Origin of the sequence: Streptomyces sp. CA-142005 (assembly GCF_050942335.1) — a bacterium.
Taxonomy (GTDB): domain Bacteria; phylum Actinomycetota; class Actinomycetes; order Streptomycetales; family Streptomycetaceae; genus Streptomyces.
In genome coordinates this window covers 4,871,283-4,892,088 of record NZ_CP192078.1, presented here as the reverse complement: position 1 = coordinate 4,892,088, position 20,806 = coordinate 4,871,283, and the positions used below count along the sequence as shown (strand labels likewise).

Below are 20,806 nucleotides of genomic sequence, written 5' to 3'. Positions count from 1 at the left end.
GGGAAGCTTGACCATGTCATGCAAGTTGGCAGCCAACTTCACCGTACTTATGTCCGCTAGGAAGCGGCTCATAACCAGCTATCGACGAACTGCCGGAACTTGGCGGGAAGTTGTAGTGTTTGTCCGTGGACCCGGAGCACGCCTCCGCCAGTGGACGGACGAGGTCACAGCGGCCCCATACGTCCCATCGCGACATCGCCGACGAACTGCGCAGCCGGATCAGGGCCGGGCTGCTGCAGCCGGGCCAGCGCATGCCCACGCAGGCGGAGTTGGCCGTCGAGTTCGGCGTCGAACGCGGGGCCGTGCGGCAGGCCTTGCGCATCCTGCAGTCGGAGCGTCTGCTCACCAACGTGTCCAAGGGCAGCCCGGCCACCGTGGCGGCGGTGCCGGGCCCGGTCCGGTTCCCGGCCGGACCGACGGCGCCGCCCCAGCCCACCATGGTCGGCCTCGCACCCCGGATAGCGCAGGCCTTCGCCGCCCCCCACGTGCGGATCGACGCGCTCTGCCTGACCGCGGTCTCGCTCACGCTGGCCATCGGCGAGCCGCTGCGGCAGATCCACGCGGGACGGCTGAAACCGGCCAAGATCGACGTCCGGGTGCTGCTGCCCAGCCGTGACATCGACCTCGCCTTCCCGGCCCCGGTGGCCGACGACCACGGCCTGCTGCACCGGCGCTGGCTGTCCCAGCGCAACGCCCAGGGCATGGTGCTGCGGCAGAACCTGCTGGCCCTGCTCACCACGCACGGCGTCGACGTCCGGGTCTCCTTCCGCGCCCTGCCGTTCACCCCGCCGGTCAAGCTGTATCTGCTGGGTGACTCCGAGGCGCTGTTCGCGTACTACACGCTCAAGCGCCGCGAGCGGGAGATCGAGCACGAGCATCTGGAGCTGTACGACGCCGACGGCACGCGCTCGATGCTGTTCGCCTTCGAGCGGCGTGCCGGGGAGCGCGACGCCGCGTTCGTGGAGCAGTCGCGGCTGTGGTTCGACGCGCTGTGGGAGACGATCAGTTCGGAGCTTCTGCTCAGTTCCTAGGACTGGTGAGGCTTTACAGCGCCGGGCCCGCGAGGAGCACGGCGAGCAGGACGGCGCCGGCGGAGAGGGCCTTGTGGCTCTTGGTCTCGATGCCGACGGAGATCAGAAGCAGTCCGACGGCGCCGGCGAGACCGAACTTCCACTGGACGAGTTGCTCGACGAAAAGAGCGAGGGCGGGCACGGCGGTTCCCCCTTCAGAAGATTGGCCAACTCGGAAAAGTTGGCAACCAACTCCATCTAAGTTGTCCCCACTTGGTGCGAGTTCATAAACAACTTCTCGGCAACTCCCCATAGATGGATCAAAGTTGTAGCGTTTGGTCGTGACCCAGGAGCATGTGGCAGTGAACGGCAGCAGGAGGCTCACGCCCCACGAGATCGCCGACACCCTGCGCGAGCGGATCCGCACCGGCGAGCTGCAGCCCGGCGAGCGGCTGCCCACGCAGGCGGAGCTGGCCGGGGAGTTCGGCGTGGAGCGGGGCGCCGTACGCCAGGCGCTGCGGGTGCTCCAGGAGGACGGGCTGCTCGCCGACGTCAGCAAGGGCAGCCCGCCGCGGGTCGCCGAGCCGCAGACCCAGCGGGGGGAGCCGCAGCCGACCATGGTGGCGCTCGCGCCCCGGCTGACCGAGGCCTTCGCGGCGCCGCACGTGCGCATCGACGCCGTCTGCCTGACCGCGCAGAGCCTGATCCCCGCGCTCGGCGAGCCGCTGCGCCTGGTCCACGAGGGCCGGCTGCGCCCCGAGCGGATCGACGCCCGCATCCTGCTGCCGTCCCGCGACATCAACCTCGCCTTCCCGGTCTCGGTCGACGCCGGCAGCGAGGAGGACCACGCCGTGCACCGGCGCTGGCTGGCCATGCGCAACGCCCAGGGCCAGGTCCTGCAGTACAACCTGCAGGCGCTGCGCGGCACCCACGACATCGACGTCCATGTCACCTTCCGGGCGCTGCCGTTCACCCCGCCGGTCAAGCTGTACCTGCTCAACGGGGTCGAGGCGCTGTTCGCGCACTACATGGTCACGCGCCGCGCGGAGCCCACCGACAGCGGGACGCTGGAGATGTACGACACGCTCGGCTCGGAGTCCCTGCTGTTCTCCTTCGAGCAGCGGGCCGGGCAGCGGGACGCGGCGTTCGTGGAGCAATCGCAGAAGTGGTTCGACGCCCTCTGGGAAACCATCACCACGGACCTGACACTCTCCTAGTGACTTCTGATGCGACGACGCAGACCGATGCGACGCAGACCGACACGACGCGGACCGAAGGGACCGCGAGGCGGACCGCGGACGAGATCGACGAGCTCCGGGGTCTGATCGAGGGTGCCCGGGTGGTCCTGTGGGACTTCGACGGGCCGATCTGCCGTCTGTTCGCGCGGCACAAGGCCGAACGGGTGGCGACCGAGCTGGTGGACTGGCTGGCCGGGCGTGGGCTCAACAACCTGCTCAGCGACTCCGAGCGGGACTCGCTCGACCCGCACGAGGTGCTGCGCGCGGTGGACCTGCGGCATCCCGGCAGCGACCTCGTGACCGAGCTGGAGGAACGTCTCACCCAGGAGGAGCTGCGGGCCGCCGGCTCCGCGCTGCCCACCGCCTACGCCGACCCCCTGATACGCACCTGGACCGCGGTGGGCGCCCGGCTGGCCATCACCACCAACAACTCCCCGAAGGTGGTCCGCACCTACCTGAACGACCGCGGCCTCACCGGCTGCTTCGCCCCCCACATCTACGGCCGTACGACCGAGCTGCACCTCCTCAAGCCCGACCCGCACTGCCTCAACCGGGCGCTGGCCGCGACGGGCTCCGCCCCTTCGGCGGCCCTGATGATCGGCGACTCGCCGTCCGACCTCGCCGCCGCGAACGACGCAGGCGTGCCCTTTCTCGGCTACGCGCGTAACGATCGGAAGGGGAAGCTTCTGCGGGATGCCGGTGCCGGGCACGTCGTCGCGTCGCTGGAGCCGGTGCTGCGGGTGCTGCGGGGCTGGTGACGACGGGCCGTGCGGCCGCCGGGATCCCGGCCTCCGGGGCGTCGGCCCCCGGGATCCCGGCCTCCGGCCGGCCCCGCCGCCTGCGGGCCCAGGCCCGCAGCGACGCCAGGGCGCCCACGCCCCAGAGGACCAGCTGGGTCAGGTCGTCGATCTGCACGTCGAATCCGAGCACATGGATCGTCACGGCTCGCACCCCTTCCGGCCCCCGGCAACCGGTCAACCCCTCAAGTCCGCGCTGTTGACTGACGAAGTTGACTGCTTGTGGCAGCATGCCCGGCCAAGTAGATCCAGTAACCGCGCAGTTGACTTGACTGGTTGCCTGACTGTCGTGGGTTTGCCGACGGTGCGTGGGAGGTACGTACGGCGCATGACGGTGGAGCGGAAGGACGAGGTCGGCGGGCACGAGTTCCTCCGGGTCACGGAGGAGCTGCGGGCCCGGATGGCCGACGGCTTCTATCCGGTGGAGACCTATCTGCCCTCCCAGGCCGCGCTGGCCAGGGAGTTCGGGGTCTCCCGGGACACCGTGCAGCGGGCCTTGCGCGTACTGCGCGGTGAGGAATGGATCGAGTCCCGGCAGGGCAAGGGCTCGCGGGTGGTGCGCAACCAGCGCATCCAGTCCTCGACGCCCCGGGCGAGCAGGTCCCGGCGTCAGCTGACTCTGGGGCCGCTGATCGCCGAGGCGTTCGAGCAGCCCGAAGTCACGCTGGACATCTACACGTTGACCTCGGAGAGCCTGGACACGCACATCCATCTGCAGGCGGAGCGGATCCGCGCCGGCATCATCGCGCCCCGGCGGATCGCCCTGCGCCTGATCCTCCCGTCCGCGATCGACGCCCTGCCCTATCCGCGCGGGGTGGAGCCGGGACACGACGAACGGCTGCGGGAACGGCTGCGGGGCATCACCGAGGCCCACACCGCCTCGCTGCACAAGGTCCTCGGCGAGCTGAGCGCCGAGCAGCTCGTCCCCGAGGTGGAGTACGAGTTCCGCCACGCCCCCTTCGCACCCACGTTCAAGCTCTACGTCATCAACCGCTCCGAGGTGCTGCACGGCCCGTACATACCGCTCGTCCGCCCGGTGATGTTCGACACCGGTGAGGAGGTCCGGGCCGTGGACGTCCTCGGGCTCGGCGCGACGCTCACCCACCACGTCCGCGACGCCCGTGCCGACTCACCGGGGTCGACCTTCGTGGACGGCATGAAGGCGTGGTTCGAGGCCACGTGGAAGCTGCTGACGGACGAGGCCACGGCGGTCGGGACGGCGGCACAGGCGTGAGTCCCGGAACACCCTCGGGTATGGGATAGCATCCGCCCTACCGTCCGAGCGACCGCTCGGGGTCTCGTGTGAGGGATGGCGACGAGCCGGCCTCCGCCGGCTCGGCGCGGACGAGTGGCACACCACCCGCCTGGCTGCTCGACCGGCCCGCAGGTTGTGTTGTTTGTCGTCCGGGGAGTTAGCGTTTTCCCCCGACCCGTCTCGTCCCCCTCCAGCGCAGCGCGATCGAAACCCGGAGCGGCCAGTGGGCGCACCACCCGTCCCCCGCGACACCGCCGGGGCGCGTGCCGGCCGGTCCCGGACCGATCCCGTGTGTCTGGCGTTCGTGGCGGCTGCCGCCGCGCGGGGGCGCACCAGCGGCGGTTTCCACAACGACAACCACGTGGTGCCGCTGACGGATGCCATGGCCCGGCAACTGGGCCGGAAGCCGGGCACCCTGGTGACCGTGCGGCTGCCGCGCGCCGACGCCCTGCCCGTGGTGATCCGGACCTGGCGCAGCGAGGCGGGGATCCTGCGGGCCGTCAAGGGCGTGCTGCCCAACGTGCCCGAGTGCCTGGTCGAGGGCGACGGCTTCGCCATCCACAGCTATGTGGAAGGCGTGCCGCTCTCCAGCGTCTGCCGGGCCGGCAAACCGGTCGACCGCCTGCTGGTCGGGGCCCTGGCGGACCTGCTCGCCCAGGCGGCCCAGGTGCGGGGCCCCGCGCTGCCGCCCCTGTCGCCGTTGTGGCCCCGCAACCACACCGACAGCCAGGGCTTCCTGCAGACCCTGGCCCGGCTGGCCGACCTGCAGATCCGCAAGCCCAACTGGGCCCGTTTCGGCGGCCTGTTCGCCGCGCTCGGCATCCCCGAGGACGCCCTGGTCCGGCTGGCCGAACGGGTCCCCGCCATGTCCCGCCGCCCCTACGGACTGCTCCACGCCGACCTGCACCGCGACAACGTGATCATGTCGTACGGCGGTGATCCGCCCCTGATCTGGGTCGACTGGGAACTGGCCACCTACGGCGATCCCCTGCACGACCTCGCCGTCCACCTGGTCCGGATGCAGTATCCGGACCACCAGTGGGGCGAGGTGATCGAGGCGTGGGCGCGCGCCATGGGCGGGGTGCGGCCGGCCGCGGTCAACGGGGTGACCCGCGACCTGCGGCACTACGTGGCCTTCGAACGGGCGCAGTCGGTGTACCCCGATGTGATGCGTGCCGCGAAGTCGCTGGAGGAGTCCTTCGACCAGAAGAGCCTGGACGAGGCGACGGCATGGGTGCACCAGGCCGTGCAGGCGGCGGCGGAACCGCTGCGGCTGGGCCGGGTGCCGGGTCGGGAGGAGATCGAGCGGATCCTGTTCCGCTGGCGTGCGGCGTCCGTACGGCCCGGTACCACGGCGGTCACGGGAGCGGCGGCGCCGGCCGGGGGCGGGCCGTGGCGGGGTCCGGTCGCCCGGGCGATCGACTGGAAGCCGGACCGGCGGGTGCCGGCGCACCCCGACTTCCCGCACTCCGCGGTCGCCGACGCCCTCGTCCTGGAGGGTGCGGCCCCGGCCCACCGGGTGTTCAAGGGCACCGTGCACCTCAACACGGTGCTCCAGGTCCCCGGCACGCCGTTCCCGGTCGTCGTCCGCCGCAAGGTCGCGGACGTCACCCGGCGCGAGCGCAGTTTCCTCAGCGAGCACGCCGTGCTCCAGGCCATCGAGCGGTCCGGGGCGGCGGTGGCCGCGCCCCGGGTGCTGGCGCTGGGGGAGAGCCACTCGAAGAGCCTGTCCGCCATCCGGACCTACTCCGGGGACCTGTTCGCCATCCACACCTACGAGGGGCCGCCCGACGTCGGACGGCGGCCCGAGCACCCGGTGCACGGGCTGCTCCCGCACGAGGCGGACCGCCTGGTCGACCAGCTGGCCGCGCTGACCGAGGTCGACTACACCCTGGTCGACCCGCTCGCCGGCCGGCCCGGCTTCTACGCCTGGCTCAGCGACCAGCTGGTGGCGCTGGTGGCGCGGCTGCCCAAGGAGTCGCAGCAGCTGGCCCGCTTCCTGGGCCTGCCCGACGCGGCCCGGCTGCGCGAGATCCTCGCCCGGCACCAGGTCACCGACCGGGCCGCCGCCCTGCTGCACGGCGACCTCAACCCCTGGAACCTGGTGCGCCGCGGTGACGATCTCGCGCTGACCCTCATCGACTGGGAGCTGGCGGTGGTCGGCGACCCGCTGTACGAGCTGGTCCGGCACATGCACCTCACCCCGACCCGGCCGGAGATCCGCGACCGCATGTTCCGCCGCTGGGAGAGCCGGCTGCCGGACCGGTTCACCAGGAACTGGCAGGAGGACTGGCGGGTGTACCGGTGGATCGAGATCGTCCGTTCCGCCTACGTCGACCTCGACCGCCTGGTCACCGGCGCGAGCCTGGACGCCCCCAACGTCCGCCGTGCGGTGGACTCGTACGCGATGACCCTGGCGGCGGCCACCGCCTCGCTGGGGCTGTCGTCGCGGCGCCGGACCAACCCCTACCTCACCCGCGCCCTGGCCTGGCCCACCCGCCCGGGCGGCGCTGCGTAGGCTCGCCCCATGGGTGAGATGGGCCTGCGTGAGCGCAAGCGGCAGCGGATGTACCAGGACGTGTCGGACATCGCCGTACGGCTGTTCCTGGAGCGGGGCTTCGACGCGGTGTCCGTGGCCGAGGTCGCGGCGGCGGCCGGGATCTCCAAGCCGACCCTCTTCCGGTACTTCCCGGCCAAGGAGGACCTGGTCCTGCACCGGATCGCGGACCACGAGACGGAGGCCGCGCGGGTGGTCGCCGGCGCGCCCGATCCGGTGGACGCGCTGCGCCGGCACTTCCTCGCCGGTCTCGAGCGGCGCGACCCGGTCACCGGGCTGAACGACCACCCCCAGGTGCTCGCCTTCCACACCCTGCTCTACGGCACCCCGGCCCTGGTGGCGCGGGCGCACTCCCATCTGGAGCGGTCGGAGGCGGCGCTCGCCGAGGCGCTCGGGGGCGGGCTGGACGCACGGCTGGCCGCCGGGCAGATCATCGCCGTGCAGCGCATCCTCGCCCAGGAGAACTGGCGGCGGATCGCGGCCGGGGAGCGGATCGAGGAGGTGGCGCCGGACGCGGTACGTGCGGCCGAGCGGGCGTTCCGGCGGCTCGGGGAGGGGCTGCCGGAGCTGAGACATGGGCAGTGAGACTCGGTTAAAAATGTAACTCGGTAACGCTATGGCGGTACGCTGGTCGCCATGACGTCACTCGACCCCGCCCTCACGGACACCCTGCACACCGAGCGCGCCTACCACGACACCTGCCGTGCCGCCCTCGCCGCCATGGTCGAGGGCGCCGCCGAACAGGTCGTCATCGGCGAGGACGTCTCCGCCTCCGGAGCCGACGCCGAGGTCCTCGGCCACCGCCTGCGCAGCCAGGCCAAGGCGCTGCGCGAACTGCCGCCCGGCCCGCTGTTCTTCGGCCGCCTGGACTTCGCCGACGGCGACCCCGGGCACGGCGGGCAGCACTACCACGTCGGCCGGCTGCGGATCACCGAGGACCCGGCCGCCCCGCCCCTCGTGGTCGACTGGCGGGCCCCCGTCTCCCGCGCCTTCTACCAGGCGAGCGCCCGCGACCCGCGAGGCGTCGAGGTACGGCGCCGGTTCGGCTGGGCGCCGGGCAGCCGGGGCGAGGCCGCCGACCTCACCGGCCTGGAGGACGAGCACCTCGGCCAGGGCGAGTCCCGGACCAGCGACATCGTGGCCCGCGAGATCGAACGGCCGCGCGTCGGACCCATGCGGGACATCGCCGCCACCATCCAGCCCGAACAGGACGACCTGGTCCGCGCCGCCCTCGCCGACTCGGTGTGCGTCCAGGGCGCGCCCGGCACCGGCAAGACGGCGGTGGGCCTGCACCGGGCGGCGTACCTGCTCTACACCCACCCCAAGCGGCTGCAGCGCGCCGGACTGCTGATCCTCGGCCCCAACCGCACCTTCCTGCACTACATCGCCGAGGTGCTGCCCTCGCTCGGCGAGACCGGCGTGGGCCAGTCGACGCTCCTGGAGGAGATCGCCCGGCACCCGGTCACCGGCACCGACCCGGCGGGCACGGCGGCGCTCAAGCACGACCCCCGGATGGCCGAGGTGCTGCGCCGGGCGCTGTACGGGCGCGTCACCACCGACGGCGTGACCGACCTCGCCGTGAAGGACGGCTCCAGCCGGTGGCGGGTGCCCGCCGGTGAACTGGCCGCCATCGTCGAGGCCGTGCGCACCGAGGAGCCGCCGTACGCCATCGGCCGCGAACGGGTGCGCACCCGGGTGGTACGGCGGCTGCGCGAGCGGGCCGAGCGGCGCGCCGGGGTCCTGCCCGCCTCCTGGGTGCGCCGCATCGAAAGGGCCCGGCCGCTCACCGAGCACCTCGACCTGGTCTGGCCGAAGGTCCGCCCCGAGGAGGTGCTGGCCCGACTCCTCACCGACCCGGCGGAGTTGGCGCGGGTCGCCGACGGGCTGCTGGACCCGGAGGAGCAGGCGGCGCTGGTGTGGCCGCGCCCGCCGCGCTCGTACAAGTCGGCCCGCTGGTCGGCCGCCGACCTGGTCCTGCTGGACGAGCTCTCCGGGCTGATCGAGCATCCGGAGGGCTACGGCCACATCGTCGTCGACGAGGCGCAGGACCTCTCGCCCATGGAGTGCCGGGCGATCGCCCGCCGCGCGGCCTTCGGCTCGCTGACCGTCCTCGGCGACCTCGCCCAGGGCACCACCGCGTGGGCCGCCCGCGACTGGTCCGTCCAGCTGCGCCACCTCGGCCGGCCGGACGCGGCCGTGGTCCCGCTGACCACCGGTTTCCGCGTGCCGGCGGCCGTCGTGGACCTGGCCAACCGCCTGCTGCCCCGCCTGGACGTGTCGGTGCCCCCGGCCGAATCCCTCCGCGCGGACGGGGAGGTGAGGCTGCGTCCGACCGACGACGTGCCGGGCACGACCGTGACCGCGGTACGCGAGGCGTTGGCCCACGAGGGCTCGGTGGGCGTCGTGGCGGCCGACGTGGACGTGGACGCCGTACGGGCGGCCCTCACGGCGGCGGGCCTGGACCCGGCCGGCCCGGACGAGCTCGGCGCCCGCGTGACCCTGGTCCCCGCGAGCATGGTCAAGGGCCTGGAGTACGACCATGTGGTGGCCGTGGAACCGGCGGCGGTGGCGGAGGCGGAGGAGCGCGGCGCGCATCGCCTGTACGTCGTGCTGACGAGGGCGGTCTCCCGCCTGGACGTGGTCCACGCCCGTCCGCTCCCCTTCTGAGCTTCCGACTGAAATCCGAACAGCGGACGGCGTGTTCCGACGGGGATAGCGTGCGAGCCATGACCCAGACAGCAGCGTTCAGCGAAGTGCCCACCACGACCCTCGCCGACCTCCTCGGCCGCGCACAGGTCATGGACATCGGCATACGGCCGCTGTGGCAGCCGGTCCCGCGGGTGGCCGGACCGGCGTTCACCGTCAGCTGCCCGCCCGGCGACAACCTCATGCTGCACGCGGCCATCCACCGCGCCGCGCCCGGCTCGGTCGTCGTCGTCGAGTCCGGCGACCTCGACTACGCGCTGGCCGGCGGCAACGTGTGCGCGGTGGCCCGGCGCCGCGGCGTGGCCGCGTTCGTCGCCGACGGCCTGATCCGCGACCTGGGCGAGGTCCGGGAGCTGGCCTTCCCCGTCTTCGCCCGCGGCGTCGTCCCCATCCCCGGCGCCAAGAAGGCGGTACGGCCGCTGAACCGGCCCGTGCGCTGCGGGGGCGTACCGGTCGAGTCCGGGGACGTGATCGTGGCGGACGAGGAGGGCGTGGTCGCCGTGCCGGCATCCCGAGCGGAGGAGGTCCTGCGGGCCGCGCGGGCCAAGCTCGCCAAGGAGTCCGAGGAGACCCTGGACGACTGGGAGAAGGCTCACCGGGAGCGGATCGACGAAATCCTCGCCGCGCAGGGCTTCCAGGACTGATCCTGGACGGTGATGCTGCTCTTCCTCGACGTCGACGGCCCGCTCATCCCCTTCGGGGCGGGCCCCTACCAGCTGTACGACGGCCCCTCTGCCGCCGTCGGTGAACACCCGCTGCTCAACCGGGTCGATCCGGCGCTGGGCCACCGGCTGGCCGGGCTGGGCTGCGAGCTGGTGTGGGCCACGACCTGGATGGACGAGGCCAACGGCTGCCTGGCGCCCTGGCTGGGCCTGCCGCCGCTCCCGGTCGTCCAGTGGCCGGACGCGCCCGAGCCCCCCGGCCGGCTGCACTGGAAGACCCGGCCCCTGGTCGCCTGGGCGGCGGGCCGCCCCTTCGTCTGGCTGGACGACGAGATCACCGCCCCCGACCGCGCCTGGACCGCCGTCCACCACCCCGGACCGGCCCTGCTGCACCGGGTGGACCACCGGCACGGCCTGACGGAGGCGGACTTCCAGGCGGTGGGGGAGTGGCTGGCGGGGATCGGTTGCTGAACCCGGGGCACGGAGTCGCTGCACTCGGCGAGTCCCCCAGGTCGGGGAGCGGGTGAAGCCAAGGCTTGGACCGGAGGAGGAAAACCGAGGATTGACCGGCTCGTGCCGGCCGCCGGATGATCGGCAGGGCGATGCCCTTCGGGCCGACGGACGGAGGAGAGCCGTGCCGGATTCCCCGGCCACCGCGGTCGCGTTCCTGCGCGACCTGGGAGCCGCCGACCTCGCGCATCCGGGCGGCACCCTCCTCGCGCATCTTCGGCGCGTGGAGCGACAGCTCGCCGAGTGGGGCGCCCGCCCGGCCCTGCGGCTCGCCGGCCTGTGCCACGCCTGCTACGGCACCGACGGCTTTCCCGAGCCCCTGCTGCCGCCCGGCCGACGGGCCGAACTGGCGGCCGTCATCGGTGCCGAGGCCGAGGCCCTCGTGTACCTGTACGGCTCCTGTGACCGCGCGGCCACCTATCCGGCGCTGGCCGAGGACGACGGGCTCTTCCAGGACCGGTTCACCGGTCGCGCCCATGTCCCCGGGGCCGGCCCGCGCCGGGACTTCGCCGAGCTGACCGCCGCCAACGAACTCGACCTGGCCCGCCGGGACCCCGCCTTCCGCGGCCGCTGGGGGCCGGACCTCCTCGCTCTCTTCACCCGCGTCCGGCCCCTGCTGAGCCCGTCGGCATGGTCGGCGTGCGAGACGGTGCTGGCCGGCTGACCCGGCTCACGCGCCGACGTAGTCCGCCAAGTGCTCGCCGGTGAGGGTGGAACGGGTCTTCACCAGCTCCGCCGGGGTGCCCTCGAAGACCACGCGGCCGCCGTCGTGGCCGGCACCGGGCCCGAGGTCGACGATCCAGTCGGCATGGGCCATGACCGCCTGGTGGTGTTCCACGACGATCACCGACTTGCCGGAGTCGACCAGGCGGTCCAGGAGGGCGAGGAGCTGTTCCACGTCGGCCAGGTGGAGGCCCGTCGTCGGCTCGTCGAGGACGTAGATCCCGCCCTTGTCGGCCATGTGCGTGGCCAGCTTCAGGCGCTGGCGTTCACCGCCGGAGAGGGTGGTGAGCGGCTGGCCGAGGGTGAGGTAGCCGAGGCCCACGTCGGACATGCGCTCCAGGATCTTGTGCGCCGACGGTGTGCGCGCCTCGCCCGTGGCGAAGAACTCCTCCGCCTCGGTCACCGACATCGCCAGAACCTCCGCGATGTCCCGCCCGCCGAAGGTGTACTCCAGCACCGAGGCCTGGAAGCGTTTGCCCTCGCACTCCTCGCACGTCGTGGCGACACCGGCCATCATCGCCAGGTCGGTGTAGACGACGCCGGCGCCGTTGCAGGTGGGGCAGGCGCCCTCGGAGTTGGCGCTGAACAGCGCCGGCTTCACGCCGTTGGCCTTGGCGAACGCCTTGCGGATCGGCTCCAGCAGCCCGGTGTAGGTCGCCGGGTTGCTGCGGCGCGAGCCGCGGATCGGGGTCTGGTCGACGGACACGACGTCCGCGCCCGACGGCATCGACCCGTGCACCAGCGAGCTCTTGCCGGAGCCGGCCACCCCGGTGACGACGCAGAGGACGCCCAGCGGGATGTCGACGTCCACGTTCCGCAGGTTGTGCGTCGTCGCGCCCCTGATCTCCAACGCCCCCGTCGGCTTGCGCACGGTGTCCTTGACCGCCGCCCGGTCGTCCAGGTGACGGCCGGTCAGCGTGCCGCTGGCCCGCAGGCCCTCCACGGTGCCCTCGAAGCAGACGGTGCCGCCCGCCGTACCGGCGCCGGGGCCGAGGTCGACGACATGGTCGGCGATCGCGATCGCCTCCGGCTTGTGCTCCACGACCAGCACGGTGTTGCCCTTGTCGCGCAGCCGCAGCAGCAGTTCGTTCATCCGCTGGATGTCGTGCGGGTGCAGGCCGATGGTGGGTTCGTCGAAGACGTACGTCACGTCCGTCAGGGACGAGCCGAGGTGGCGGATCATCTTCACGCGCTGGGCCTCGCCGCCCGACAGCGTGCCCGCGGGCCGGTCGAGCGAGAGATAGCCGAGGCCGATCTCCACGAACGAGTCGAGGGTGTGCCGCAGGGAGGCCAGGAGCGGTGCCACCGTCGGCTGGTCCAGCCCCCGTACCCACTCGGCCAGGTCGCTGATCTGCATCGCGCAGGCGTCGGCGATGCTCACGCCGTCGATCTTCGAGGAGCGGGCCGCCGCGGTGAGCCGGGTGCCCTCGCACTCGGGGCAGACGGTGAAGGTGACCGCGCGCTCCACGAACGCCCGGATGTGCGGCTGCATGCCCTCCTTGTCCTTGGCGAGCATCGACTTCTGGATCCGCGGGATCAGACCCTCGTAGGTCATGTTGATGCCCGCGATCTTCATCCGGGTCGGTTCCTTGTACAGGAAGTCGTGCAGCTCCCGCTTGGTGAACTTGCGGATGGGCTTGTCCGGGTCGTACAGGCCGGACTCGGTGTAGAGGCGGTAGTTCCAGCCGCCGGTCTTGTAGCCGGGGACGGTCAGCGCGCCCTCGTTGAGGGACAGGGAGTCGTCGAAGAGCTGGGTGAGGTCGAGGTCGGTGACCGTGCCCCGGCCCTCGCAGCGCGGGCACATGCCGCCGGTGATGCTGAAGCTGCGCCGCTCCTTCACCTGCTGTCCGCCGCGCTCCACGGTCACCGCGCCGGCACCGCTGATGGAGGCCACGTTGAAGGAGTACGCCTTGGGCGAGCCGATGTGCGGCTTGCCGAGCCGGCTGAACAGGATGCGCAGCATGGCGTTGGCGTCGGTGGCGGTGCCGACGGTGGAGCGGGGGTCGGCGCCCATCCGCTGCTGGTCGACGATGATCGCCGTGGTGAGCCCGTCGAGGACGTCGACCTCGGGGCGCGCGAGCGTCGGCATGAAGCCCTGCACGAACGCGCTGTACGTCTCGTTGATCAGCCGCTGCGACTCCGCGGCGATCGTGTCGAAGACCAGCGAGCTCTTGCCGGAGCCGGACACACCGGTGAACACGGTCAGCCGGCGCTTGGGGAGCTCCACGCTGACGTCCTTGAGGTTGTTCTCCCGGGCGCCGTGCACACGGATCAGGTCGTGGCTGTCGGCTGCGTGCGGTGCGGTGGCGTCGTCCATGGCGGTCACGGTAGCGGGACCGGACCGCCCGGCGCTTCTTCGATCCTGACGACCGTCCCGGCGGCCCGGCGAGCCCGATGTCACACCCGGCAGCCCGGTGGTGTCTTCATGGCGAACCGGTCGCCACACGAGTCGTACGACCGGTCGGCACACGAGTCGTACCGCGTCGCATGAGGAGGACACCATGACGCTCCGCGTCCCGAAGGCCGAGCTCGGCCCCGAGATCACCGAAGTCCTGATCGAGCAGTTCGGCACCGTGCCCGAACCCCTGCAGGCCACGTGGCACAACCCCAAGGTCGCCGAGGCGGGCCAGGAGATGGGGGCCCGGGTGAACGCCTGGGACGTGGCCGACGAGAACCTGAAGTCGTTCGCGCACATGGCGGTGGCCGCGCTGGTCGGCTGCAGCTGGTGCCTCGACGTCAACTACTTCCAGGCGCAGAACAAGAAGCTGGACCTGACCAAGGCCAGCCAGGTGCCGCGCTGGCGGGAGTCGGACGTCTTCACCCCGTTGGAGCGCGACGTGATGGAGTACGCCGAGGCGATGTCGGCCACGCCGCCGACCGTGACCGACGAGCTGTCCGCGCGTCTGCTCGACCGGCTCGGCGCGGCGGCGCTGATCGAGATCACCGCGTCGATCGCCTTCGCCAACTTCGCGACCAGGAACAACACGGCGCTCGGAGTCAGGTCCCAGGGCCTCTCGGACGCCTGCGAGATTCCCCTGGCCGCGCGTGTGGAGCAGCCGGCTTCATGACCGAGGATCCCTTCGTCACCCACCGCAGCCTGCTCTTCACGGTCGCCTACGAGATGCTCGGCTCGGCGGCCGACGCGGAGGACGTGCTGCAGGAGTCCTGGCTGCGGTGGGCCGGCGTCGAGCAGGCCGACGTGCGTGAGCCGCGGGCCTACCTGGTCCGGATCGTTACCCGGCAGGCGCTCAACCGGCTGCGCGCCCTGTCCCGCAGCCGCGAGGAGTACGTCGGCGAGTGGCTGCCGGAACCGCTGCTGACCAGCCCCGACGTCGCCGAGGACGTCGAGCTCGCGGAGAGCGTGTCGATCGCGATGCTGACGGTCCTGGAAACCCTCGGGCCGACCGAGCGCGCGGTGTTCGTGCTGCGCGAGGTCTTCGAGCTGCCGTACGGGGAGATCGGCGAGGCGGTCGGGAAGACGGCGGCCACGGTGCGGCAGATCGCGCGCCGCGCCCGCGAGCACGTGGCGGCCCGGCGGCCGCGCGTGCGGGTGAGCCGCTCCGAGCAGCAGGCGGTGGTGGAACGTTTCCTGGCCGCACTGCGCACCGGGCGGCTGGGGGAGCTGCTGGAGATCCTGGCGCCGGACGTGGTCATGATCACCGACGGGGGCGGGGTGGTGGCCGCCGCCGTACGGCCGTTCCACGGGGCCGGCGTGGTCGCGGACCTGCTCGCGCGCGCACACCGGCGGGTGGAGAGCCTGGAGACGACGGCGGTGTGGCTCAACGGCGCCCCGGCCGGCCGTATCGACCTCGACGGCGAGCCGAGCGCGGTGAGCGTCACGGTGGAGGACGGCCGGATCACCCGGATCCACGTGGTCCGCAACCCGCACAAGCTGACCCGCCTGAACGAGCCGGCCGAACTCGCCCGGTAGCCGTCCGCTGTCCGGCGCGATCCCCCGTCGTCGTTCTCAACCGGTTTCGGGTCCGGCGCTCGTGAAGTCGTACACCGCCCAGTCGGTGAGCGTGCGATAGCCGAGGCGCTGGTAGAGGGCGTTGCTGGTGGGGTTGGACAGGTCGGCGAACAGGACGACGTCCCTGGCGCCCGCGGCCAGCGCGGCCCGGCTCACCTCCGCCGTCACGGCACCCGCGTAGCCGCGGCCGCGGAGGTGGGCCGGGGTGTAGACGACGTCCACCTGGATCTGGCCGCCGATCAGCGGGTTCAGGCCCGCGACGGAGACGGGGGTGCCGTCCGGGGTCTCCCAGAGCGTGTAGCGCTTGTCGGCGAAGCGGGTGCCGGCCCATGTGCCGGCGTCGATGCAGACGTCTTCCCCGACGGCCTTGGCGAACTCGCCGCACCAGAACATGGCGTGCTCGAGGTCCTGCTCGCCCAGGACGCGGCCCCGGCCCGCCGGCATCGGCTCCGGCGGGGTGAGCGTGCCCAGGCGGTACAGACGGAGCCGCGTATCGCGGAGTTCCGGCGTCGCGCCGGTGCGCCGCTGCCAGGCCTCGGCGAAAGCGCCGGCCGTCACGTGGTCGGCGCTGACGGAGGGGACGGAGTGCCCGAGGGCGGCCAGGCGGGCGGCGAGGGAGTCGGCCTGCTCGGGCGTGAGCGGGGAGAGGCCGAAACCACGCGGCGGAAGGCGGTAGAAGGTGGCCTCGACCTTGCCCGCTCGCTCCAGCACGCCGAAAACGGCGGCTTCGGCACCGAACGCCTCCGCCCCGCGCGCTCGCACCCTCTCGGCCCAGCTCAGCTGCATGACGTGCGCCCCGGGCCGAGAGCGCAGAAAGTCCCCGGCCCGGACGAGAAAGCCGTCGACGTCGTCGGTGAGGTACCAGCCATCCGGTCGCATGCTTCATGGTTCCCGAAGCAGTTGAGGCGCCCAACGGTTTTCGGCCAGAGCGAGAACGCAGTCCAGGGACCTCCCTTCCCCCGACAGACTTTTGCAAGCGGGTGCTTGCAATTGTTAGCGGTGGTGGGGCAAGGTGGAGGCATGGCATCGCTCAACGTCGGCAATCTCGGTGAGTACCTGCGCGAGCAGCGGCGGAACGCTCAGCTGTCGCTGCGGCAACTCGCCGACGCCGCCGGGGTGTCCAATCCCTACCTGAGCCAGATCGAGCGCGGGCTGCGCAAGCCCAGCGCGGAGGTGCTCCAGCAGGTCGCCAAGGCCCTGCGCATCTCCGCCGAGACGCTGTACGTCCGCGCCGGAATCCTCGACGCCGAGCGGGACCGGGATGAAGTGGAGACCAGGGCGGTCATCCTCGCCGATCCCTCGCTCAACGAGCGGCAGAAGCAGGTGCTGCTCCAGATCTACGAGTCCTTCCGGAAAGAGAACGGATTCGGGATCGGCGAGCCCGCCGGCGACGAGGGCGGCGCTCGGGAAGCAGACCCCGACGGCGCCACCGACCGACACGATGCCGATGCAGGCCCGCGGCGGACGGCCGGATAACCGGACCAGGGCGCCGGCTCCCACCGCGGACCACACCAACCTCAGCCGAACGCGAATCCGGGAGGACCAGATCACGATGGCCATCACCGACGACCTGCGCAAGACCCTCAGCGACCCGACCCCGCTCTACTTCGCCGCCGGCACCGCCGACCTCGCCTTCCAGCAGGCCAAGAAGGTGCCCGCCCTGGTCGAGCAGCTGCGCGCCGAGGCGCCGGCCCGTATCGAGGCCGTACGCAACACCGACCCGAAGGCCGTGCAGGAGAAGGCCGCCGCCCGGGCCAAGGAGGCGCAGGAGACCCTCCAGACCAAGGTCAACGAGTTCTTCGGCACCCTCGACGTCGACCTGAAGAAGCTCGGTGAGCAGGCCCAGGACCTCGCCCTGCGCGGTGTCGGCGTCGCCGCCGAGTACGCCGTCAAGGCCCGCGAGACCTACGAGAAGGTCGCCGAGCACGGCGAGCAGGCCGTGAAGAGCTGGCGCGGCGAGGCCGCCGAGGAGATCGAGGACTTCGCGATCGCCGTCGAGGGCAAGCCCGAGCCGGCCGAGGCCCGGGACGAGCCGCAGCCGGCCGTGGCCGAGCCCGCCGAGGAGAGCAAGCCGGTGGCGAAGAAGGCACCGGCCCCCCGCAAGACCACCACAGCGAAGAAGACGACGCCGCCGGCCAAGTGACCGGCAGCGGCGGGATCACGCCGAGATGACAGCGGGCCGGGCACCTTGGGGGTGTCCGGCCCGTTGTACGGGTACGGTGGCTGTACGGACGACTCGACTCGGGTGGTGGGCATTGTGCTGATGACGGCAGTCGGCGGAGTGATGTGGCTGATCTTCACCGCCATGCTGGCGCTCGCCATCGTGGCGTTCGTGATGGCGGCGATCTTCCGCGAGGACGCGTACCGCGCCGCGAGCAAGCAGAACAAGGGCTTCTGGCTGATCATCCTCGGCATCGCGGTCGCCGTGAACCTCTTCGTGCCCATGCTGTTCCTGCAGCTCGCGGGCCTGGTCGCCACGATCGTCTTCTTCGTGGACGTACGCCCCGCCCTGCAGCAGGTCTCCGGCGGCAAGGGCTTCCGCCGCCGCAGGGGAAGCAGCAGCGACGGCCCTTACGGGCCGTGGAACGGCGGCCGCTAGCCGATTCCGGGCGCGGATACTGACCCAAGGGGCGCGGGGAACTGCGCGACAAGCCACAACGCACCCGCACCCGGCGACGGCGAGGGACCCCTACGGCGAGACCCCGACTACTACGGCGCCCGATCCAACAGCACCACGGCCACGTCATCGGTCAGCTCCCCACCATTGAGCTCCCGCACCTCACTGACCGCCGCCCGCAGCAACGCCTCCCCCCGCAAACCCTCGGAGAGCTGGCGGCGGATCATCGACACCATCCCGTCCTGACCGAGTCGCTCGCCGCCCTCGCCGACGCGGCCCTCGATCAGGCCGTCGGTGTAGAGCATCAGGCTCCACTCGGAACCCAGCTCCACCTGCATCCGCGGCCAGCGGGCGCCGGGCAGCAGGCCGAGGGCGGGGCCGTTGTTGTCGTAGGGCAGCAGGCGGGCCTGCCGGCCGGGGCGGGCGAGCAGCGGGGCCGGGTGGCCGGCCAGGCACAGGCCCGCGCGGCGGCCGTCGGGAGCGATGTCCACCGTGCACAGGGTCGCGAAGATCTCCTCGTCGGCCCGCTCGTGCTCCAGCACCTGCTGCAGCGTGCCGAGCAGTTCGTCGCCGCACAGGCCCGCCAGCGTCAGCGCCCGCCAGGCGATGCGCAGCTCCACACCGAGCGCGGCCTCGTCCGGGCCGTGGCCGCAGACGTCGCCGATCATGGCGTGCACGGTGCCGTCGGGGGTGCGGACGGCGTCGTAGAAGTCACCGCCGAGCAGCGCGCGGGAGCGGCCGGGGCGGTAGCGGGCGGCGAAGCGCAGCGAGGAGCCCTCCAGCAGGGGCGTGGGCAGCAGCCCGCGCTCCAGACGGCGGTTCTCCTGCGCGCGCAGCCGGCCCTCGGCCAGCCGCCGCTCGGCCGTGTCGGAACGTTTCCGCTCCACCGCGTACCGGATGGCACGGCTGAGCAGCCGGCCGTCCAGCTCGTCCCGGAAGAGGTAGTCCTGCGCACCCACGCGCACGGCCTCGGCACCGCGCTCGGCGTCGCCGGAGGCGGTCAGCGCGAGCACGGCATGCCGGGGCGCGAGCCGGAGCACGTGCTTGAGCACGGCCAGCTCGTCGTCGGTGTCGCTGCCGCCCGGCGCCGACAGGGCCAGGTCCAGCAGGATGCAGTGGACGTCGTCGGTGAGCAGCCGCTCGGCCTCGGTGAGGTTCCGGGCGGTACGCACACGGATCGGCTTGCCGGCCGAGTCCAGCAGGTCGGGCACGATCGGCGAACCGGCCGGATCGTCCTCGATCAGCAGCAGGGTGAGAGTGGCGCCGGTGCCGTTCGTGGGCATCGCGTCGCGGTGGGCCTCTTCCTTGAGGGGGCCGCCGACTGCGGAGGCGGCCTGCGCCTGACCACTCTCCACGGCCGGGATCGCTCTCTGCCGCGGTACGGGTACGGGCATCGTCCTGGGTTCCTTCCCTCCCCCCGAGGGCACGGCGGCGTCGAGGGTCTCGAAGCCACCGACGGGGACCATAGCGGGTGCTCCCACCCCGATGGAATGGTGTGAGCCGCGTCGCTCCCGCGCAGGCCGCTGTCATATGCCGCTTTCCGTACGACAGTTGGACACGGTACCCCGGCACGGGGAATGACGAAGCTCACGTCCGGCCCGGGTTTGAACGGGGGTTGGTGGTGGAGTGGGTCACATGGTGCACATCACTGGGGCATGGCCGGAGATGACCTGGCTCACGCGTCCGGTCGTACGACCCCCAGGATCGGCATCGAGCCGGCGCCCGCGACCGTCACCGTCCGCCCGGGGCGCGGGGCCTGGATGATCGCGCCGTCGCCGACGTAGATGGCCACGTGGCTGGCGTCGTCGAAGTAGATGATGAGGTCCCCGGGGCGCATGTCCTTGACGGCGACGTGCTTGAGCTGCTTCCACTGCTCCTGCGAGGTGCGCGGGATGGGGTGGCCGGCCGACGCCCAGGCCTGGGAGGTCAGGCCGGAGCAGTCGTAGGACTTCGGGCCCTCGGCGCCCCACACATAGGGCTTGCCGAGCTGGGCCGTGGCGAACGCGATCGCCTTCTCGCCCTCCGCGGACGCCTTGCCGTGGATCTTCTTGAGTATGCCGGTGTCCAGCCAGTCCGTCTGCGCCTTCAGCGCGGCCTCGGCCTCCAGCCTGGCGAGCCGCTCCCTGTCCTTCTTCTCCAGCTCGGACTCGAGCTTCTCGGCGGCGGCGATCTGCCGCTCGATCCTCTTCTTGGCGGTGGCCTTGGCCTTGCGCTCGCCGTCCAGCTGCGTCCACTGCGCGGCGGCGTCGTCGGCGTACGCCCGCAACTGGTCCTGGGTGCTGGTCAGTTCGCTCATCAGCGACTTCGTCGCCCGCTGGCCCTGGAGCACCAGCCCGGCCCCGTCCAGGACCTGTCCCGGGTCGTCGCTGAGCAGGAACTGGGCGGTGGGCGGGATGCCGCCGGTGCGGTACTGGGCGCGGGCGGCCGCGCCCGCCTGGTCCTTGAGCTTCGCGAGCCTCTGCTGTCCCTCGTCGATCTTCCTGGCCAGCGCGACGATCTGGGCGGACTGCTGCTTCGCCTTCTCCTCGGCCGCGTTGTAGGCGTCGGTGGCGACGGCGGCGTCGTGGTAGAGCTTGTCGAGCTTCTCGCGGACCTGTTCGAGGTCCTTGCTCGGCGGGGGAGTCGGGGACGTGCTCGGCGTGGGTGCCGGGGTGGCGAAGGCCGTGCCGGGCGCTGCCAGCACGGTCACCGCGCAGACCACCGTCACGGCGGCCGAGAGGATGCTGCGCTTGCCCCAGCCCATCACACATGCTCCCCAAAG

Annotated in this window: 20 protein-coding genes; 15 read left to right on the top strand and 5 right to left on the bottom strand. The window is 72.1% G+C overall.

Annotated features, from left to right (window positions below):
• The first annotated feature begins 119 nt into the window (after positions 1-119).
• Positions 120-1,031 carry a winged helix-turn-helix domain-containing protein gene (locus tag ACQPXS_RS22935; RefSeq protein ID WP_433451160.1) on the top strand — a complete coding sequence of 304 codons (912 nt, stop codon included), beginning with the start codon at positions 120-122 and terminating at the stop codon, positions 1,029-1,031.
• Positions 1,032-1,044: 13 nt separating this feature from the next.
• Here the strand turns inward: ACQPXS_RS22935 and ACQPXS_RS22930 are convergent, their stop codons facing one another.
• A complete protein-coding gene (locus tag ACQPXS_RS22930) occupies positions 1,045-1,212 on the bottom strand; it encodes a hypothetical protein (RefSeq protein WP_351805241.1) in 168 nt (55 codons plus the stop codon).
• Positions 1,213-1,345: 133 nt separating this feature from the next.
• Between ACQPXS_RS22930 and ACQPXS_RS22925 the strand changes: the two genes are divergently transcribed.
• From ACQPXS_RS22925 to ACQPXS_RS22885, 9 genes are all read left to right on the top strand, one after another.
• Positions 1,346-2,227 carry a winged helix-turn-helix domain-containing protein gene (locus ACQPXS_RS22925; RefSeq protein WP_433451159.1) on the top strand — a complete coding sequence of 294 codons (882 nt, stop codon included), beginning with the start codon at positions 1,346-1,348 and terminating at the stop codon, positions 2,225-2,227.
• A complete protein-coding gene (locus ACQPXS_RS22920) occupies positions 2,176-3,006 on the top strand; it encodes an HAD family hydrolase (protein WP_356303591.1) in 831 nt (276 codons plus the stop codon). The genes ACQPXS_RS22925 and ACQPXS_RS22920 overlap by 52 nt, the downstream gene beginning before the upstream one ends.
• Before the next feature lie 367 nt (positions 3,007-3,373).
• Entirely contained in the window at positions 3,374-4,279 is a 906-nt protein-coding gene (locus tag ACQPXS_RS22915; RefSeq protein WP_433451158.1) for a GntR family transcriptional regulator, read from the top strand.
• A 244-nt stretch (positions 4,280-4,523) separates the two neighbouring features.
• A complete protein-coding gene (locus ACQPXS_RS22910) occupies positions 4,524-6,818 on the top strand; it encodes a phosphotransferase (protein ID WP_433451157.1) in 2,295 nt (764 codons plus the stop codon).
• Positions 6,819-6,827: 9 nt separating this feature from the next.
• Positions 6,828-7,442: a TetR family transcriptional regulator gene (locus tag ACQPXS_RS22905; RefSeq protein ID WP_433451156.1), complete on the top strand. Its 615-nt coding sequence runs from the start codon at positions 6,828-6,830 to the stop codon at positions 7,440-7,442.
• A gap of 51 nt (positions 7,443-7,493) precedes the next feature.
• Complete coding sequence (locus ACQPXS_RS22900) at positions 7,494-9,524, top strand: HelD family protein (protein ID WP_433451155.1); 2,031 nt, start codon at positions 7,494-7,496, stop codon at positions 9,522-9,524.
• Positions 9,525-9,583: 59 nt separating this feature from the next.
• Entirely contained in the window at positions 9,584-10,207 is a 624-nt protein-coding gene (locus tag ACQPXS_RS22895) for an RraA family protein (protein WP_433451154.1), read from the top strand.
• 12 nt (positions 10,208-10,219) lie between these two features.
• Positions 10,220-10,696 (top strand): HAD domain-containing protein, encoded by a 477-nt coding sequence (locus ACQPXS_RS22890; protein WP_351805255.1) that lies wholly within the window; start codon positions 10,220-10,222, stop codon positions 10,694-10,696.
• A gap of 163 nt (positions 10,697-10,859) precedes the next feature.
• Positions 10,860-11,399 carry a DUF6817 domain-containing protein gene (locus tag ACQPXS_RS22885; RefSeq protein WP_433451153.1) on the top strand — a complete coding sequence of 180 codons (540 nt, stop codon included), beginning with the start codon at positions 10,860-10,862 and terminating at the stop codon, positions 11,397-11,399.
• A gap of 6 nt (positions 11,400-11,405) precedes the next feature.
• On the opposite strand, the gene ACQPXS_RS22880 is transcribed toward ACQPXS_RS22885, so the two are convergent.
• The gene (locus ACQPXS_RS22880; protein WP_433451152.1) at positions 11,406-13,775 is read right to left on the bottom strand and encodes an ATP-binding cassette domain-containing protein; all 2,370 of its coding nucleotides are present in this window, start codon (positions 13,773-13,775) and stop codon (positions 11,406-11,408) included.
• 184 nt (positions 13,776-13,959) lie between these two features.
• On the opposite strand from ACQPXS_RS22880, the gene ACQPXS_RS22875 reads away from it, so the two are divergent.
• Together ACQPXS_RS22875 and ACQPXS_RS22870 are read left to right on the top strand one after the other, a co-directional pair.
• Positions 13,960-14,526, top strand: coding sequence for a carboxymuconolactone decarboxylase family protein (locus tag ACQPXS_RS22875; protein ID WP_433451151.1), 567 nt, complete (start codon positions 13,960-13,962; stop codon positions 14,524-14,526).
• Positions 14,523-15,389, top strand: a complete 867-nt coding sequence (locus ACQPXS_RS22870) for an RNA polymerase sigma-70 factor (protein ID WP_433451150.1) — start codon at positions 14,523-14,525, stop codon at positions 15,387-15,389. Before ACQPXS_RS22875 ends, ACQPXS_RS22870 begins: the two co-directional genes overlap by 4 nt.
• Before the next feature lie 36 nt (positions 15,390-15,425).
• On the opposite strand, the gene ACQPXS_RS22865 is transcribed toward ACQPXS_RS22870, so the two are convergent.
• Positions 15,426-16,307, bottom strand: a complete 882-nt coding sequence (locus tag ACQPXS_RS22865; RefSeq protein ID WP_433451149.1) for a GNAT family N-acetyltransferase — start codon at positions 16,305-16,307, stop codon at positions 15,426-15,428.
• A 141-nt stretch (positions 16,308-16,448) separates the two neighbouring features.
• Here ACQPXS_RS22865 and ACQPXS_RS22860 point away from each other — a divergent pair, with 141 nt between their 5' ends.
• From ACQPXS_RS22860 to ACQPXS_RS22850, 3 genes are all read left to right on the top strand, one after another.
• The gene (locus ACQPXS_RS22860; RefSeq protein WP_433451148.1) at positions 16,449-16,904 is read left to right on the top strand and encodes a helix-turn-helix domain-containing protein; all 456 of its coding nucleotides are present in this window, start codon (positions 16,449-16,451) and stop codon (positions 16,902-16,904) included.
• 76 nt (positions 16,905-16,980) lie between these two features.
• Positions 16,981-17,571: a hypothetical protein gene (locus tag ACQPXS_RS22855; RefSeq protein ID WP_351805267.1), complete on the top strand. Its 591-nt coding sequence runs from the start codon at positions 16,981-16,983 to the stop codon at positions 17,569-17,571.
• Positions 17,572-17,691: 120 nt separating this feature from the next.
• Positions 17,692-18,027 (top strand): DUF2516 family protein, encoded by a 336-nt coding sequence (locus ACQPXS_RS22850; protein ID WP_390682302.1) that lies wholly within the window; start codon positions 17,692-17,694, stop codon positions 18,025-18,027.
• 110 nt (positions 18,028-18,137) lie between these two features.
• Here the strand turns inward: ACQPXS_RS22850 and ACQPXS_RS22845 are convergent, their stop codons facing one another.
• Positions 18,138-19,439, bottom strand: a complete 1,302-nt coding sequence (locus tag ACQPXS_RS22845) for a PP2C family protein-serine/threonine phosphatase (RefSeq protein WP_365334367.1) — start codon at positions 19,437-19,439, stop codon at positions 18,138-18,140.
• Between the two features lie 281 nt (positions 19,440-19,720).
• Entirely contained in the window at positions 19,721-20,788 is a 1,068-nt protein-coding gene (locus tag ACQPXS_RS22840) for an NlpC/P60 family protein (protein ID WP_433451147.1), read from the bottom strand.
• Between the last annotated feature and the right edge of the window lie 18 nt (positions 20,789-20,806).